At 39.0% G+C, this 15,936-nt stretch carries 13 protein-coding genes, 1 pseudogene and 2 other annotated features; of the genes and pseudogenes, 3 read left to right on the top strand and 11 right to left on the bottom strand.

Annotated elements, in window-relative coordinates; all coding sequences use genetic code 11:
• Positions 1-48: 48 nt before the first annotated feature.
• Positions 49-633, top strand: a pseudogene (locus RI196_RS01890) (rhomboid family intramembrane serine protease); the annotation flags it as partial.
• 172 nt (positions 634-805) lie between these two features.
• Here the strand turns inward: RI196_RS01890 and RI196_RS01885 are convergent.
• From RI196_RS01885 to RI196_RS01865, 5 genes are all read right to left on the bottom strand, one after another.
• The gene (locus tag RI196_RS01885; protein ID WP_066247079.1) at positions 806-2,233 is read right to left on the bottom strand and encodes a PH domain-containing protein; all 1,428 of its coding nucleotides are present in this window, start codon (positions 2,231-2,233) and stop codon (positions 806-808) included.
• On the bottom strand, positions 2,223-2,702 hold the full coding sequence (locus RI196_RS01880; RefSeq protein WP_063388223.1) for a PH domain-containing protein: 480 nt from the start codon (positions 2,700-2,702) through the stop codon (positions 2,223-2,225). Before RI196_RS01880 ends, RI196_RS01885 begins: the two co-directional genes overlap by 11 nt.
• A gap of 136 nt (positions 2,703-2,838) precedes the next feature.
• Complete coding sequence (gene cshA, locus RI196_RS01875) at positions 2,839-4,278, bottom strand: degradosome RNA helicase CshA (RefSeq protein ID WP_375338776.1); 1,440 nt, start codon at positions 4,276-4,278, stop codon at positions 2,839-2,841.
• 256 nt (positions 4,279-4,534) lie between these two features.
• Positions 4,535-5,899, bottom strand: a complete 1,365-nt coding sequence (locus RI196_RS01870) for a UDP-N-acetylmuramoyl-tripeptide--D-alanyl-D-alanine ligase (RefSeq protein WP_311066798.1) — start codon at positions 5,897-5,899, stop codon at positions 4,535-4,537.
• Between the two features lie 56 nt (positions 5,900-5,955).
• A complete protein-coding gene (locus tag RI196_RS01865; protein WP_066247084.1) occupies positions 5,956-7,053 on the bottom strand; it encodes a D-alanine--D-alanine ligase in 1,098 nt (365 codons plus the stop codon).
• 160 nt (positions 7,054-7,213) lie between these two features.
• Between RI196_RS01865 and RI196_RS01860 the strand changes: the two genes are divergently transcribed.
• Positions 7,214-7,534 (top strand): thioredoxin family protein, encoded by a 321-nt coding sequence (locus RI196_RS01860; RefSeq protein WP_063388220.1) that lies wholly within the window; start codon positions 7,214-7,216, stop codon positions 7,532-7,534.
• Positions 7,535-7,757: 223 nt separating this feature from the next.
• Here RI196_RS01860 and RI196_RS01855 read toward each other — a convergent pair whose 3' ends face one another.
• Both RI196_RS01855 and RI196_RS01850 read right to left on the bottom strand, forming a co-directional pair.
• Positions 7,758-8,552: an HAD family hydrolase gene (locus RI196_RS01855; protein WP_311067314.1), complete on the bottom strand. Its 795-nt coding sequence runs from the start codon at positions 8,550-8,552 to the stop codon at positions 7,758-7,760.
• 140 nt (positions 8,553-8,692) lie between these two features.
• A complete protein-coding gene (locus tag RI196_RS01850; RefSeq protein ID WP_311066797.1) occupies positions 8,693-9,763 on the bottom strand; it encodes a branched-chain amino acid aminotransferase in 1,071 nt (356 codons plus the stop codon).
• Between the two features lie 185 nt (positions 9,764-9,948).
• Positions 9,949-10,201, bottom strand: a binding site (T-box leader).
• Between the two features lie 55 nt (positions 10,202-10,256).
• Positions 10,257-10,506: a binding site (T-box leader), on the bottom strand.
• Positions 10,507-10,694: 188 nt separating this feature from the next.
• Here RI196_RS01850 and RI196_RS01845 point away from each other — a divergent pair.
• On the top strand, positions 10,695-11,174 hold the full coding sequence (locus RI196_RS01845) for a ferritin family protein (protein WP_130158889.1): 480 nt from the start codon (positions 10,695-10,697) through the stop codon (positions 11,172-11,174).
• 6 nt (positions 11,175-11,180) lie between these two features.
• Here the strand turns inward: RI196_RS01845 and RI196_RS01840 are convergent, their stop codons facing one another.
• The 4 genes from RI196_RS01840 to RI196_RS01825 form a co-directional block, all read right to left on the bottom strand.
• Positions 11,181-12,596: an FMN-binding glutamate synthase family protein gene (locus tag RI196_RS01840; protein WP_311066796.1), complete on the bottom strand. Its 1,416-nt coding sequence runs from the start codon at positions 12,594-12,596 to the stop codon at positions 11,181-11,183.
• A complete protein-coding gene (locus RI196_RS01835; protein ID WP_130158688.1) occupies positions 12,589-13,725 on the bottom strand; it encodes a GerAB/ArcD/ProY family transporter in 1,137 nt (378 codons plus the stop codon). Before RI196_RS01835 ends, RI196_RS01840 begins: the two co-directional genes overlap by 8 nt.
• 26 nt (positions 13,726-13,751) lie before the next feature.
• Positions 13,752-14,948 carry a Ger(x)C family spore germination protein gene (locus RI196_RS01830; RefSeq protein ID WP_130158686.1) on the bottom strand — a complete coding sequence of 399 codons (1,197 nt, stop codon included), beginning with the start codon at positions 14,946-14,948 and terminating at the stop codon, positions 13,752-13,754.
• A gap of 124 nt (positions 14,949-15,072) precedes the next feature.
• Positions 15,073-15,936 carry a VOC family protein gene (locus RI196_RS01825; RefSeq protein WP_311066795.1) on the bottom strand — a complete coding sequence of 288 codons (864 nt, stop codon included), beginning with the start codon at positions 15,934-15,936 and terminating at the stop codon, positions 15,073-15,075.

The following is a 15,936-nucleotide window of genomic DNA, read 5'->3' as shown; positions in this document are numbered from 1 at the left end:
CATACAAATGATTATAGAATACTTGTCCTGTTGAAAAGGAGAATTCACATGTTTCGCAGAACAGAAAGCCTTCACACTTTTATTCGCCTTTATCCTGCTGTCACGATCATAAGCTGCATACATGTTGTGTTATGGATTATGATGAAACTTTCTTTCCCAATTTTTACGCTTCTATTTTCTTTTTTAACCGGATACAATGCAGGGGTTCATTCAGGGGAATGGTGGCGGCTCATTACACCAATTTTTTTGCATACTAGCTTTTCCCATCTTTTGTTTAATACAATCACACTTATTATTTTTGCCCCGCCGCTGGAACGAATGGTAAAGTCAATTTATTTTCTGGTCATTTACAGTGCATCAGGCATTATAGCCAACATTGCAACCTATTTGATCATGCCAATGGATTATTCTCATGCAGGAGCTTCAGGGGCGATTTTTGGCATTTTGGGCACGTACATGTTCATCTGTTTTTTCCGAAAGGAATATATGGATCAAAAAAACTCTCAAATGATCTTAACGGTTACAGCCATAGCTCTCGTACTGTCCTTTATTGATGCCCATATCAATGTAGTTGCACATGTAACAGGACTTCTGGCTGGATTTTTGCTAGGTAAAGTGTTTGTCCGCAAAAAACCAAGCTTCATTCATTATACGTATTATCATCAACCGGTTCGGCAGGAAGGAATGAAATTATTTTTCAAAAAATGGTCGATATGGATTTTTGTTTTCGTTTTTATACTTGCGGCTATTTTATATGTGTTGTAAAAATTTAAATCACTCCCATCCACATGAGAGATGGGAGCTTCTAAACTTGTCCTTCACTTCTTCTTGAAAACCATTTATAAATTCCCATTCCGTCCTTTTCCTCGAGGTTTTTAACAGCAAAAAAGCTTCCAGTAGACTTGGAAATAATACTGCACTGAACAGAAGTCAGATCTTTTTGTCTCTGAAAATAGGATTGTTTCAATTCCAATGATTGAATCCGCTTTTTTTCGAAAAAGACGGTTGTCTTATTCAACACGCGGAAAGACAGCGTCAATTCTTTTCCATTTAAATACCAACCTGTATCTTTATATTGAAAATATCCGAGCACCAGTGCAAAAGGAATGAGAATAAGTGATAAGTAGCCCCATGGTTTAAAAAACAAGCATAAAGGGACGGCTATGAGAAGTGATAAAATCAGCATACGGAGCAAAAATCTGGACAGCGCACGCCGCGGAACCGGGTGCAGTGTCTCGTTTATCGTCAAATGAAAAAAGCTTTCAACCTTTTCTTTAACTTGTTTCTTCCGAATTAACGGAAACAAAATGGTCTCGACATCCTTGTCACTTCCGCCTCCCGCCGATTCAATATGTACAGTTGCATATCCAAAAGGCTGGCGCAGCCAATTTTCTGTTACTTTAATTGCTTGAATACGATCTATTGGTATAGAAATCTGTTTTTTTTCAAAAATGCCACTTGAAATAATAATCTGTCCGGCTTCTTCTCGAACTGTAAAATCTCCGTACTGGAGTAAAACCCCGATAAAGCTTATAATCCACGCAATGATCAAACCAATCAAACATAAGATGACAATCATCGTCACACTTGCATGGACAATCCATTCCAGCTTGTCAAATATTTTTTCGTACGGAATAATTTCATCAAATTGGCTTAAAAAGGCTACGATTGACAGAGCAACCCCTAAGCCGCTTGAAGTTGCTGCAGTAATAAGCAGTTCGTTAAAGCTTATTTTGTAAAGAACCCTTCCTTCTTCCAGTTTGTCTTGCTCTGCTTCTCCTTGTGCTATTTGTCTTTTTTGCTCCTTGATGATTGTCCGAATCTGTTCTGCCTCTTCTTTCCGTATGGCGCTAAGTTCAACCTCTGCTTCGCCCATGCCGCCCGCTGTTTCGATTTCAAGCTTCACTACACCGAAGAGGCGCTGGATGAAACCGGCGGTTACATTTATGGATTGAATTCTTTCAATCGGTATATATCGATTTTTTTTTAAAAAAACGCCCTGCTCAACACGAAATTCATTTTCTTCAATGCGATAAGTAAATTTCAACCAATTTAACACACTGGAAATGATCGTGAGTATAAGTGCTAGAATCGTTCCGATCAATAAAAACGACCGGATGTTTCCTATGTTTGTGACAAACAAGAAAATATTCGTTACTATAATTTCTTTAATCGCCTTCGCAATTTTCACTAAAACAGCTACGGGATGCAATCTTTTCTGATCATACATCATCCTTCGCCTCCCGTGCCAATTTCGAGATATAATCGCGAAGCTGATCCGCTTCTTCCATTTCCAGGGCAGGAATCTCGTGAACCGTTGCTGCAGTGGAAATAGTTACAGTCGCCAAGTTATATTTTCTTAAAATCGGTCCTTGTGAGGTATCTACATGCTGAACTCTCACCATTGGAACAAGCACACGGGTAACTGTAAACAATCCATGCTGCAAATCCAGTTCATTCTCATGAACTTCATATCGCCATATTTTCAACCGAATATTTGGAAAAATGAAAATGGAACAAATAGAAGACACCAACCAAATAATTGCCAATATAGGAATAATCCATTTCGGCCAGTTGAAAAAAAATATCAATAAGGATATGCCTATGATCACCAGCAACTCAACGATGCTCCAAATAGCCGCAGTGATCTTCCATACAGTAACAGCTTTAGGACTAATGCGATTTTGTGGTTCGCGCCGCAAGTTTTTCCCTCCCTTGTCTCCTTCTGTAAAAAATTACGTTTCATTTAGGCAAAAAGTTTCAAATATATAAAAAGGAGGCAGCTCCAAGTTTTGGAATGCCTCTTTTTCCATGTCTGATTATTCTTTTTCATTCCAATTATTTTGGGCTAGCCGATCCTTTTGTCGATCTTGCTGAATGAAAGGAGCGTTTCCGTCCAACCCGTTTGTTTTTTAAATCAAGCTTTCGTTTATTTCTGCTTTTTTCTTTCTTCATAGGGAGAGGAGGTTCCTCCGTCAATTTTACAGGTGTCGTATCCGGCTCCTTCGTTAACATTTTAATAGCTGCTGCAAGCAATGGGACGGAATCATATTTTTCCAATAGCTCCGCAGCAAAATTTTTATACTGATCTAAATTTTCAGTTTCCACTACAGAGCAAATTTTTTCGACCGTCATTTTTTGTTTTCCTACTAGTGCTTCATCTAAAGTAGGAGGACGCATTCGATCCATTTTTCTTTTTGTTGTATGCTCAATGGTTTCCAAAATACCGCGTTCCCTTGCGGTTATAAACGTCATCGCTTTTCCTGACTTCCCAGCCCGTCCTGTTCTTCCAATTCTATGCACATAGCTTTCAGGGTCTTGAGGTACATCAAAATTATATATATGGGTGATACCAGATATATCAAGCCCTCTGGCTGCTACGTCTGTTGCAACAAGTACATCAATGGCTCCATTTTTAAATTTGTTCAAAACAGATAAGCGTTTCGCTTGGCTTAAATCGCCATGAATTCCTTCTGCTGAATAGCCGCGGACATTTAATGCTTCAGAAAGTTCGTCCACTCGGCGCTTTGTCCTGCCAAACACAATCGCAAGCTCCGGTGATTGCAGATCAAGAAGTCTTGTCAAAACTTCAAATTTTTGTTTTTCAGGCACTTCTAAATAATATTGCTGCACATTTGGAACCGTTACTTCTTTCGCTTTTACACGGACATGAGTCGGATTTTTCATAAAGCGTTCTGCAATTGATTTAATTGGACCAGGCATTGTTGCCGAAAATAGAAGGGTTTGACGCTCCCTAGGAATATTTGAAAGAATGTGCTCAATATCATCAATAAACCCCATGTTGAGCATTTCATCCGCTTCATCTAAAACGACAGTGTGCACAGAATCAAGCCGCAGCGTATTGCGCCGTATGTGATCCAATAACCTTCCAGGTGTTCCAACAATGATGTGGGGAGGCTTCTTCAAAGCCCGAATCTGCCTGGAAATGTCCTGGCCTCCGTAAATCGGCAATACTCTTGTCCGTTTATCATAGCCGATTTTATATAACTCTTCTGATACTTGTATAGCAAGTTCCCGTGTTGGGGCTATCACAATCGCTTGAACAGCTGAATCATGAACATTAATTTTTTCTACTAAAGGGATGCCAAAAGCTGCTGTTTTTCCTGTCCCTGTTTGCGCTTGTCCAATGATGTCTTTATTGTTCAAGCCTAAAGGGATCGCCTGCATTTGAATGGGAGTCGCTTCTTCGAAGCCCATTCTTTTTATTGATTTTAACAGCTCCGGACTCAACCCGAACTGGTGAAACAAATTTGTCAATTTTTCCAAACTCCTTTAAGACTTTTATTAAGCGCTGCTGGATAAAAAGGCTCTTGTGCGTATTTTCTAGAAACTGTAAGCTTATCATAGTCGTGAGAATCAGTGTAAACTCCGATTTTTGCTGGAAAGTACGCATAGGGATTTTTATCCATTCACCGCAGGTGTTATCATACCATTTCCATCAATCTATTTCAACTTACCGCACTATAGCTAAAAAAGCATAAAAACAAAAGCACAAGCAAAATGATGTTTTATTTTATTCTTTCATTAATGCATGAACAACATCTTCCAGCTTCATTCCTCTGGACGCTTTCACTAACACAAGATCTTTTGAGCCTGCAGCTTTCTTTAATTCATGAATTAGTTCATCTTTGTCAAAAAACACATGAATTTTTCTTTCATCTATAACTTTCTTTGCACCAACGGCAATTTCTTTTCCGAGTTTTCCAAATGTAAAGAGGTGATCAATTTCTTGATCAGACAGCATCATTCCTACTTCTTGATGAAGTTCAACTTCTCTTTCGCCAAGCTCCAGCATATCCCCTAAGACAAGAATTTTTTGCGAATATCCTTTTAGACCATGGACTAGATCAATGGCTGCTTTCATCGCTGTAGGATTCGCGTTATATGCATCATTTATGATGGACAGACCGTTCTTCGTTTGAATCAATTCAAGTCTCATGTTTGTTATTTTCAAATCGCGAAGCCCTTTTTCAATACGATCCAGTCCGATCTTTAGCAGTTCTCCAACAGCGATCGCTGCCAATGCGTTTAAAACATTGTGACGGCCTAAAACAGGGATAAAAAAAGGCTGTTCAGCTATATTGGCGCGAAACCGTGTTCCTTCACCCAACTGCTCCATTGATGTCGGAAAAAGATTATTGTTTTTCTTTTCTCCAAACGTTACGGTTTGACATGAATAATCTTTTTTTAACAAAGGCTCATCACCATGATAAATGAGCGTTCCATTCTCTTTTAAACCCTTTATAATTTCAAGCTTTGCTTCCGCAATCCCTTCACGAGAGCCTAAATCTTGTAAATGAGCATCGCCGATATTGGTAATGACGGCTATATCAGGACGTGCAATTGATGATAATAATTCAATTTCTCCCTTAGCGTTCATGCCCATTTCTAATACAGCCACTTCTGTATCTTCAGGCATATCTAATATTGTTAAAGGCAGACCGATATGGTTGTTGAAATTCCCTTTCGTTTTATGCACGCGATACCGAGTGCCCACAACCGATGCGATCATATCTTTTGTCGTTGTTTTGCCATTAGAGCCTGTAATCCCTACTACTTTTGGGTTTACTGCCAACAAATAGTGAGAAGCAATCTGCTGCAATGCTGCCAAGGTGTCGTCGACAATGATAAATGGTTTGTCTTGCGGCGGATTCGGGACTGATCTAGACCATAAAGAGGCATGAGCACCATTTTCGAACGCTTTCTCGACAAAGTCATGTCCATTAAACTTTTCGCCAATAATGGGTACAAATAAGTTTCCTTTACGGACATTCCGCGAATCAGTCGTTACTCCTTCGATGGTAATCTTCTCAAATTCCTCTTTTAATTCTGCGTTGTTTGCCATCTGCTTAATTGCTGATAATTGCCGTTTTATCATGCTATTTTGTTCTCCTTTCAAAAGGCGGCTTTACACAGCCGCCCTAAGAACGATCTTTAAATAGTATACTTGATTCTCTGTTTTAGTTCATATCGCTCGATTCCAAGCTGAACCAATTTTTCAATCAACGCCGGATAATCGATGCCGCTGTGCTTCCATAAAAGAGGGAACATGCTAAACGGCGTAAATCCAGGCATTGTGTTCACTTCATTGATCAACGGTGTTCCGTCTTTTCTCAAGAAAAAGTCTGCCCGAACAAGTCCAGAACCATCGATAGCTTTAAATGCTTTCAGCGCCATTTTCTTGATTTGTTCATATTGCTCTTCCGTTATGTCAGCTGGAATAATGAGCTCCGTATCTCCGTCTTCATATTTCGCTTTATAATCGTAAAACTCTTTTTTCGGAGCAATTTCCCCAACAACAGAGCAGATCGGTTCGTCATTTCCAATTACTCCGATTTCAACTTCCCTTCCATCAATACTTTCTTCAATAATCAGCTTCCGATCATACAGAAACGCTTCTTCAATAGATTGAATGAGCGATTGCCGATCTTTTGCCTTGCTGATACCTACGCTTGAGCCGAGGTTGGCTGGCTTTACAAAGCAAGGATACCCGAGCTGCTCCTCGACTTTTTGAAAAACCTTCTCTTTATCTTTTTCCCAGTCTTTGTTCGTAAACCAAACGTACTTTGCCTGAGCAAGTCCTGCTTGGGCAAATAAATTTTTCATAATGATTTTATCCATTCCTGCTGCTGAAGCCAAAACTCCATTCCCAACATAAGGTATATTCAGCAATTCCAGCATTCCTTGTATCGTTCCATCTTCACCATTCGGTCCATGCAATAGCGGAAATACGACATGGACTGGATCAGCGCTTCCTGGAGCGTTAAATAGCTCTTGACTGAAAGGTACCGGCAAATGTTCACCTTTTTCTCCAGCTTCGGAATTTCCCGCTAGAAACTTCAAGTCTTCTACTCTTTCAACTGGACCGTTCAATTGCTTTCCTTTTACCCATTGCCCTTGCTCCGTAATGTAAATTGGATATATGTCAAATTTATTTTTATCGAGAGCGTTTATTACTGCCCGAGCTGTTTGTAATGATACTTGATGCTCGGCAGATTTGCCCCCATATACAAGCGCCAGTTTGATTGCCATTTATTTTTTCCTCCCGTTTTGAAAAAAATCATCTGTTTTATTTTATCATTATATAGGTTGTTTTTGTTATCATTGCCGAACAATTTATTTGCGGGAGAAAAAAATTCACTTCTTCTTTACCATGAATTAAAATAAATACGAAGGAAGGAGGGGTTATCCAATGAAGCCAATAGAGACAGCAGAACAGTTTGAACAAGTGATTCAGAGCAATCAAGAAACCATCATCAAGTTTTTTGCCGATTGGTGCCCTGATTGCAAAAGAATGGACATGTTTATCGGCGACATTTTAGAAGAATACGGTCAATATGAATGGTATGAGATCAATAAAGATCAATTCCCCGACCTAGCTGAAAAATATCAAGTAATGGGAATTCCAAGCATTTTAATTTTTAAAAACAACGAAAAAATCGCTCATCTGCACAGCGCATACGCAAAAACACCTGAGGAAGTGAAAGAATTTTTAGGCTCGCATCTTAAATAAAGAAAAAGCCGCTGGGGGTGTCTAATAAGTCGTTTTTACGGCTTATAGACGCCCCCATGAATGTTTTAGAAACGTTGATATATCGATGTTTATGATTTTTTGTTTTCAATGGCGATTTGATTTTCTAAGACAGCCCTTTCATAAAAAGCACGAATCTAAAAAAACTGGACTTCGGATGTTTTTTCATCCAGTCCAGCCTCATTCTTTTCCTATCAAAATATTTCTATTCCTTTTTTAAATTCTCTAAAACCGTCAATAAATCCCTTAATTGGCTGATTTCATAGTCTGGAGTGACTTCTCCGCTAAGCTCCAACTGCTTCCGATTAATCCAAACAGACCGGATATTTGTCCGTGATGCCCCAAGTATGTCAGTGCTCAGTTTGTCTCCAACCATTACCACTTCATTGCTTTGAACACCCATTAAGTTTAGTGCGTGTTCAAAAATTGACGGATCAGGCTTACCTTTGCCGAACTCACCTGAAATGACAATATGCTCAAAATACGATGAGAGAGCAGAAACACTAGCAATCTTTTCTTTTTGCAGGCTTGGATCCCCGTTTGTTAAAAGAAGCAAACGATAGTTTTGTTTCAGCCGTTCTAATACTTCAAATGTATCTTCATATACGAGCGGTCTTTTGCGCCGTTCTGCATGAAAAAGCTCAGCCAGCTTTTCCCCGAATTCAGCATCATTTATACCGACCGCCTTCAAACCGTTCGTCCAAGCATCTTTTCTGTAAACAGGCGCCAATTGATTAAGCTTCCCAAACTGTTCGTGCACGATTTCGCTAAAATTCGCCCAAAGGCCTTCAAACGGATTGATGCCAATCATTTTTGTAAATGGATATGTTTCATAAGATTCATACAATTTTCTCGCTTCTTGACGAACCGCTTCCTCAAGCTGTTTTGAATCAACCCCGTATTGTTCTTCTGCTGTGGTGCAAACATATTGGAATGTGTCGCTGACGCTTTTTTCATCCCAAAGAAGTGTATCATCTAAGTCAAAAAAAACAGCTTTAATCAATCATCTATCTCCTCTCCATTTTCTGTTCCATTCTTACCTAAAAACAATTTTTTGTCACTGCCAATATTTCTGATTCGAAAGCAAATAAAGATGGATGGCACCTTAATATATTTTATTTGAAATCAATATAAATTGAATTATACCTCTTTCGTCCAGCCGAACTTGTCTTCCGCTTTTCCGTATTGAATGTTCGTGATCGTTTCATAAAGCTTTTTAGAAAACTCGCCTGTTTCTGAATTATTCAATAGCATTTTATGCTCATTCCATTTCAGCTCTCCGACCGGCGAAATTACCGCTGCTGTTCCTGTTCCGAAAACTTCTTCCAATTCCCCGTTTTTGTAGGCATTGAAGATATCTTCTATTGAAATGCGTTCTTCATGCACCGGTACTCCCCAATCTTTCACTAGCTGGATAACGGAGTCTCTTGTTATACCGCTCAAAATGCTTCCGTTTAATTTTGGCGTGTACACTTCACCGTTGATTTTGAAGAAAATGTTCATGCTTCCAACTTCTTCAACATATTTATTTTCTTTTCCATCGAGCCAGAGCACCTGATCGTATCCTAATTCCTCCGCTTTTTTTTGGGCGTATAAGCTAGCTGCATAGTTTCCGGAAGTTTTAACATGACCAACTCCTCCCGGTACAGCGCGAACATATTCATCTTCAACATAAATTTTTACAGGAACGAGCTGACGGCCTGAATAGTAAGCTCCAACTGGCGACAGGATAATCATAAACTTGTATTCGCTTGCTGGTCTAACTCCTAAATATGGTTCCGTTGCAATGATGAACGGTCTGATATATAAAGAAGTGCCTTCTTTATTTGGAATCCAATCTCTTTCCACTTCAACAAGCCGCACAATGGCTTCCAATACTAGATCAGGGGCAATGGGCGGAATACACATTCGTTCGCAAGAGCGGTTCAATCGCTCTATATTTTTATCCGGTCTGAATAACAATGTGCGGCCGTCATTCGTTTTATAAGCTTTCAGCCCTTCAAAAATTGCTTGCCCGTAATGAAATACCATTGCTGACGGCGAGAGCACCAACGGTTCAAACGGCACTATACGAGGGGAATGCCACCCTTGCACCTTATTATAATCCAATATAAACATATGGTCTGTAAAATGTTTTCCAAATCCTAACGATTCAAGATCAGGCTTTTCTTTTAACCGGTCCGATTTAATAAATTCAATAACTTGATTCATGTTCATCCATCCTTTCTCATTATTTTAATTTTATTGTGCGCTGCTGACTAGACCTATTTGGTTGCCAATTTTTATTGAATGCTTGATTGGCTAAATCGGGCTTTTCTTTTAGCGGGCAGCATGGCGAAATAGCCAATTAAAAAAACATGCCCCAGCAATCACCAACGCATAAAACATCGGTTGATTGCTGGGGCGAGATGCTTCGCGGTACCACCCAGCTTCTCTGTATTCCTCACAGAATACAGACTCAGCAAGTCACACATAGATGACTTTCTTCGTAACGGAAGATCCGTTGTTTTATACTTTGGCAAAAAGCCATTTCTAAAACAAGGCTCCAAGGCGATCTTCAAAGAGAGATAACGGCTGGCCTTTCAGCCTATGGGTCAGCTCTCTAATACGTCATCGCTCTCTTCTACTGCTCCTTTTCCTCACCTTTTTCATATGAAATTATCAAAATAAAAACTCGCCTCAATCCAAAAAAGAAGTATTGGATTGTTGAGGCGAGTTATTCGCGGTACCACTCAACTTTTCTGTATTCCTCGCGAAATACAGACTCAGCAAGTCATATACATGACTTTTCTTGATAACGGAAGAACCGTTGCTTTATACTTTAGCTTGCGCTATTTCTAAAACAAAGCTCCAAGGTGACCTTCAAAGAGTGGTGGACGGCTGGCCTTTCAGCCTGAGGGTCAGCTCTCTATGCGCCACCGGCCTCTTTTACTGCTCCTTTTCTTTGCTTTTCTTATCTGAAAATAATTTATTTAGTAAATAATTTTGAAAATGATTATATAACCTCTTTCCTTCCAAGTCAATAAGAATTTAGTTTTTAACAAAAATTTGTTTCCGACACGTCTCGATTTCACCCAATTCATCACTTTTTCTCTATATCTGAATAAACTGACATAAGAAAAATGAAAGGTGGGATATTTACATGTATACGAATTCACATTATGTAAACTACTATTATCCAGTTTACGACCACAGCTTCATTAGACAAAATAGAAACAACAGCTCCATTGACAATATACTGAAGGCTATCTTAAACGGAATTTCTTCTGAAGCAAGTGCTATTGATTTTTACACAAGATTGGCAAAGGCGGCGGAAACTTCTGAACAGAGACAGGCAATTGAACATGCGCTAGAAGACGAAAAAATACATTTACGAACATTCACGCAGCTTTATCAAACATTAACAGGAAAAAAACCGGTTTATCAAACAAAAATAACTCGATTCCGAAATTTCCAAGAAGGTCTGCGGATCGCTTATGAACAAGAATTGGAAGCATATGAGACATACCGTGATAATTATTTATCTACACAAGATCCAATGATTCGAGATGCTTTCTTTAGAGCCATGACTGATGAAATTGAACATGCGTTAAGATTTAGCCACGTACTAAACAAGAAATAGTCGAAATCAATTTTTGCTTCCAGTCATATGAGCGGTCTCATTTGGGTCAAATGCTAAAGGGACTTTTGTAATTTTACTTGTTGTTTCATCAAGTGCGACAAGATCACTTTGGTTCACATCATGAACATTTGTTTTCCCTAAACCTTTGACAGCGACCTGTATTTCTTCCGAAAATGACGTTAAAAAATTAGATAAATAATATGCTGCCTCCTCTTTATTAAATTGATCCGCCATTCTTCCGCTATAAAAGGCCAATACCGTCGGTGGCTCAAATGGTATTGTTTTTACGACCTGTGTATGCGTCATTGCCCATAAAGCAGCAGTTCCCAAATAAACAGCGTCTGCTCCAAGCGCCAAAGCCTTCAATGCATCCCCGGGAGTATGGATTCCGCCGCCAATCAATAAGCTCACTTTTCCTTTCATTTCTCTTTTTGTTATATAGTGGACAGCCCTAGTCAATGCATAAATCGTCGGCAATCCGAAATCATCTTGTATGATCGGCGCCGATCCTTTTGTACCTGCCTGACCGCCATCAATCGAAATAAAATCCACACCTGCCAAAAGTCCGTATTCAATATCTTCTTCAAGCCTGTTGCTTGCACAAATTTTGATTCCGATCGGGACTCCTCCAGTGAGTTGTTTTAATTCTTTTACAACCTTTCTTAAATCGTTCGGACTGTTCCATTCATTGAATCTTCTTGGAATAACTGCGGTCTCATCCGGTTTTAAACCTAATATATCACGGGCTTTTCCTTGCAAAAATTCAGGTGAAATTCTTGACGGGACAGCAGCTGAAGCTCCTTGTCCAATATGGATTTCCACAGCATCTGCCTGTTTTAATACATCTGCATTTTTCCCCCAATTCGCAGTGTGGTATTGAACGATCAAATGCTTTGCCCGTTCACGTTCCTCTTGCAAAAATCCCCCTTCACCAATGTTACAGGCTGTTCCGACAACGGCCGTTCCCCAGGCTTGGGCAATTCGAACTTGTTCGCTTACGCCAAGACCGTATGCCATCCCGCCAAGCAAAACAGGCATATCAATTGTGAGAGGTTTTTTGGCCAAGGGACCAATAACCGTTTTCATTTCCACTTTTGCGTCCTCTTTTGCAGGAAAAATTGCAAGTTGAGCGGGTGAAAAGACGAGTCCGTCAAAATTAAGAAATTTTCGCGGGCTACCAAACGGGCGGTCAATAATTTTCCCTTCTGCAGCCCTCAAGCTGTTCTCAACGACAATCCTTGGACTTATCCGCGTAAAGGCACTGACCATTTCCCATACATTTTCCATATAGGGATCACCCATGAGAATTTTTGTAAACGATGAAGTAGCTCTTTTAATAAGAGGGCGAATAGTTAATAACACGATCACATATGTCAGCAAGGGACTTAATAATAATGCACCTATTACCAAAAATTCATTCATCCTTCATCGATCCTTTTGAATAAGGTTGTAGATGCTTTCTTTTTTGCCATTTGCCGCGAATGGCTATGATCACCAGCAATATACAAGGAATAATAATTAAAATCGGCAGCTCAATGAACAATGGAAGCTTTTCCTTAAAAAGCTCTTTTTTTTCAATCTCATTTTCCACACTTACAATTGCAATGACAAAAATCATAATCGCTGCAGGCAGTATAAAAGGCTGGTGCTTTTGTTTTTTAAACAGCTCCGCCATTCCTACAACTCCTGCATAAAAAAAAATATTTAATTTTACGAAAAGGCCGATAAATAAAGTTAAAATGACAATCGGATCCATTCTCTGAAAAAAGTCGCCGACATTGATTTTTTGGGCTGTATTAAGCAAAGGGAGATCGGCTAATTCCGTTCCGTACACCCCAAGCACTGCAATAGTTAATGCAAAAGTCCATGAGACGGCCAAACCGCTGAATAAAACCGATAACGTTCCAATTCGCACACCGTTCTGAGGTTTGTTTAAGTATGGAAGTATCATGAAAAAGACAACCATTTCGCTATAAGAAATGATAGACGGAAACACCGCTTTGATTAAAGGAAATAAGCCATCTTCTAAAATTGGCAAAAGATGTATTGGATCAACAATTCCGGAGGCAAACACTAAAAAATTTCCCATTATCCCTAGAGTGATCATGATAAAGAAAAGCAGCTGGGCAACTCTTGCGAACACTTCAATTCCTAAAAAGCATGAATAAGAAATAAGTAAAACTCCCATCAATAAAACCACTTCAATAGGCGTTTCAGGCAAAAGATATTTAATGATGTTATCCCCAGTATCCCGCAATATAAAGCCGGCGATTAAGATAAAATAAAAATTATATATGATTGAAAGCACTGTACCAACAATTTTCCCTGTGTTTTCCAAAAATATTCCTGTCAAGGTTAGGTTTGGAAAACGATTATAAATTGGACCGTAAATCATTAAAATAAGGAGAATGTTAATTCCGGAAACAACTAACACGGCGATCCAATTATTTTGCTTTACTTCCAATCCTAGCCCTGTGACAATCAGACTTCCAAATTGAAACAAAAATATAAATGAAAACATCTGTAACCCATCGATTTTTGCTTTTTCCATATAAAATTCCTTCCATTTCCCTGCTCTCAATCCTCCAGCTTGTTAAGCGGAGGATTGTTGATCGTGCCTGTTCTTCGTATTTTGACATCAACAGTAGTTTTTATTGGAAGTTCAGTGAACGTTTCCTTCCAATGTTTTTTTATTTTTTTCCAATTTTTATAATCGTCCCGATACAACGCTTTTCCAAAACCGAAAGCATCGACTCGGTAATCTTGCTGAACATTCGAAAGAACTTTTTCAACTTCTTGTTTTATTTCTTCTTCCGTCTTTTTTTCTATCTTTCTTATCGTTTTTGTATTTGTTATTGTGAGATGCTTGCATTGTACATCCGCTACATTTCCTTGAGCCTCTATATGAACTTCACCAACGGGATTGCCTTTATGCATTTTTGTTTTTAGCTGGCTTTTTGCAGAAAAAATGTCAATGCTTATCTTTCCGTCATTCTTGCATGAAATTTCTTCGATCGTCCGATGTACTTTGCCGATAATATAATGAAGTCCTCTGCTCTGTTGTTCATCCAGCCAGCCTATTAATCGGTCTTGGTGAAACAAAGCGATTCCTTTAAATTTTAATTTTGCTTCAGGGTCAATTTGTTCATAATTGGCTTTCGTTTCACCGACTTGCTGATTGCCTTCTACTGATATTCCTGTCAGTTTCACTTCGATCCCTTCGCTGCTTAAATCCGATAACAATTGATCAAGAGTTACAGATATTGTCGGCGCCCATTGCTTATCTGATAATTCAAGAGAATTAAAAAGCTGGTTCGCCGGGATATCTTCTAACGCTGTTAAAACTTTTAAAATATCCCCTGCCTTGGCATCCTTTGCAACAGTTATATAAAAATCTGTTCTCATTTCATGATCGCGTGACAAAAGATCAAGCACCTCCCCAATTCCCTCTTTTGCTAATTCCTCACCGATTACTAAAATCCGCAAATGAGACGAGTAAATTCTCCTTGGAACAGCAGTGGTCATTCGCCGTATAGCTTCAATGATGGTGTGACCTTTCTCTTGATAAGTCATAACAGGAGTTTTATCCCCTTTACTCATCAGCATGGCAATTTGACTAGGGTTTACTATTTGCGAGGTCACCACATACTGGTCTCCTTCTTTATCGATCCCTAAACCCACTTGAATGGCAATTGTGTTTAATTCTCTTCGGTTCCAGCAGCCGGATAACAACAACAAAACAACAGCAAATAAAAGCATCTTTTTGAATTTCATTTTTGCTTAACTCCAGCATTTTTATTTCTTGTTAATATTTGCATTTTTCGTTTTTTTATTCTTAATGCAAGAAAAATTTGCACAAAAAAAAAGACGCCAATGCGTCCATGTTCATGATCGATTTTTAATGAGCTGTCGATATTTCAATTTGATTTCCGGAAGGATCGATCGTGTATATTTTTCCATCTTTTTCAGTTATACGTGCATTTATTTCTTTTAATCTCTTGATCACCTGATCTTTTTCTTCCTTATTCGGCAAAATGATTGTGAACCATTTAAGCCCGACACTATTCTCAGGAGGCTTTGGAGCCCCTATACCATTCCAAGTATTTAACGCAATATGGTGATGGTATTTTCCGCTAGAAATAAATAATGCATGAGATCCATATTTTGATGTCATTTGAAAACCGAGGCCTTTACAATAAAATTGTTCTGCTTCATCTAAATAGGCAACATGCAAATGAACATGACCAATAATGGTTGCTTCAGGCATCCCTTGCCAGCCCTCTGGATCTCTTTCAGAAAATAAATCGTTTATATCTAACGGAATCGTGTCCATCACAACTTGATTTTGATTCCATTCCCAATTCGCCGACTTTCGATCAGCATAAATTTCAATGCCGTTTCCATCCGGGTCTGCCAAATAGACCGCTTCACTGACCAAATGATCGGAAGCACCCTGCAGCGGATAGTTCATTTGAATGAGATGATAAAGGGCATTAGCTAAATCTTTCCTTTCCGGCAATAAAATGGCAAAATGATATAACCCTGTCGTCCGGACTTGTTTTCTTATGACATTATCCGGTTGTTCGACAATCAATATCGGTTTCTTTCCATCAGCAGAAAAAACGACTTTATTTTCCTTTTGCTCTAATATTTTAAAACCCAATAAATTGTGGTAAAACGCAATAGATCTCTTAAGATCCTCCACTTTGATCGATACTCCCCCGATATATTTATTGGGCGAACGATGAAATGCAAGCTCCAT

The organism is Aeribacillus composti (assembly GCF_031760945.1).
GTDB classification, from domain to species: Bacteria; Bacillota; Bacilli; order Bacillales; family Aeribacillaceae; genus Aeribacillus; species Aeribacillus composti.
Note: the sequence above shows the minus strand (reverse complement) of the source record. Positions and strands in the feature narration are given on the sequence as shown.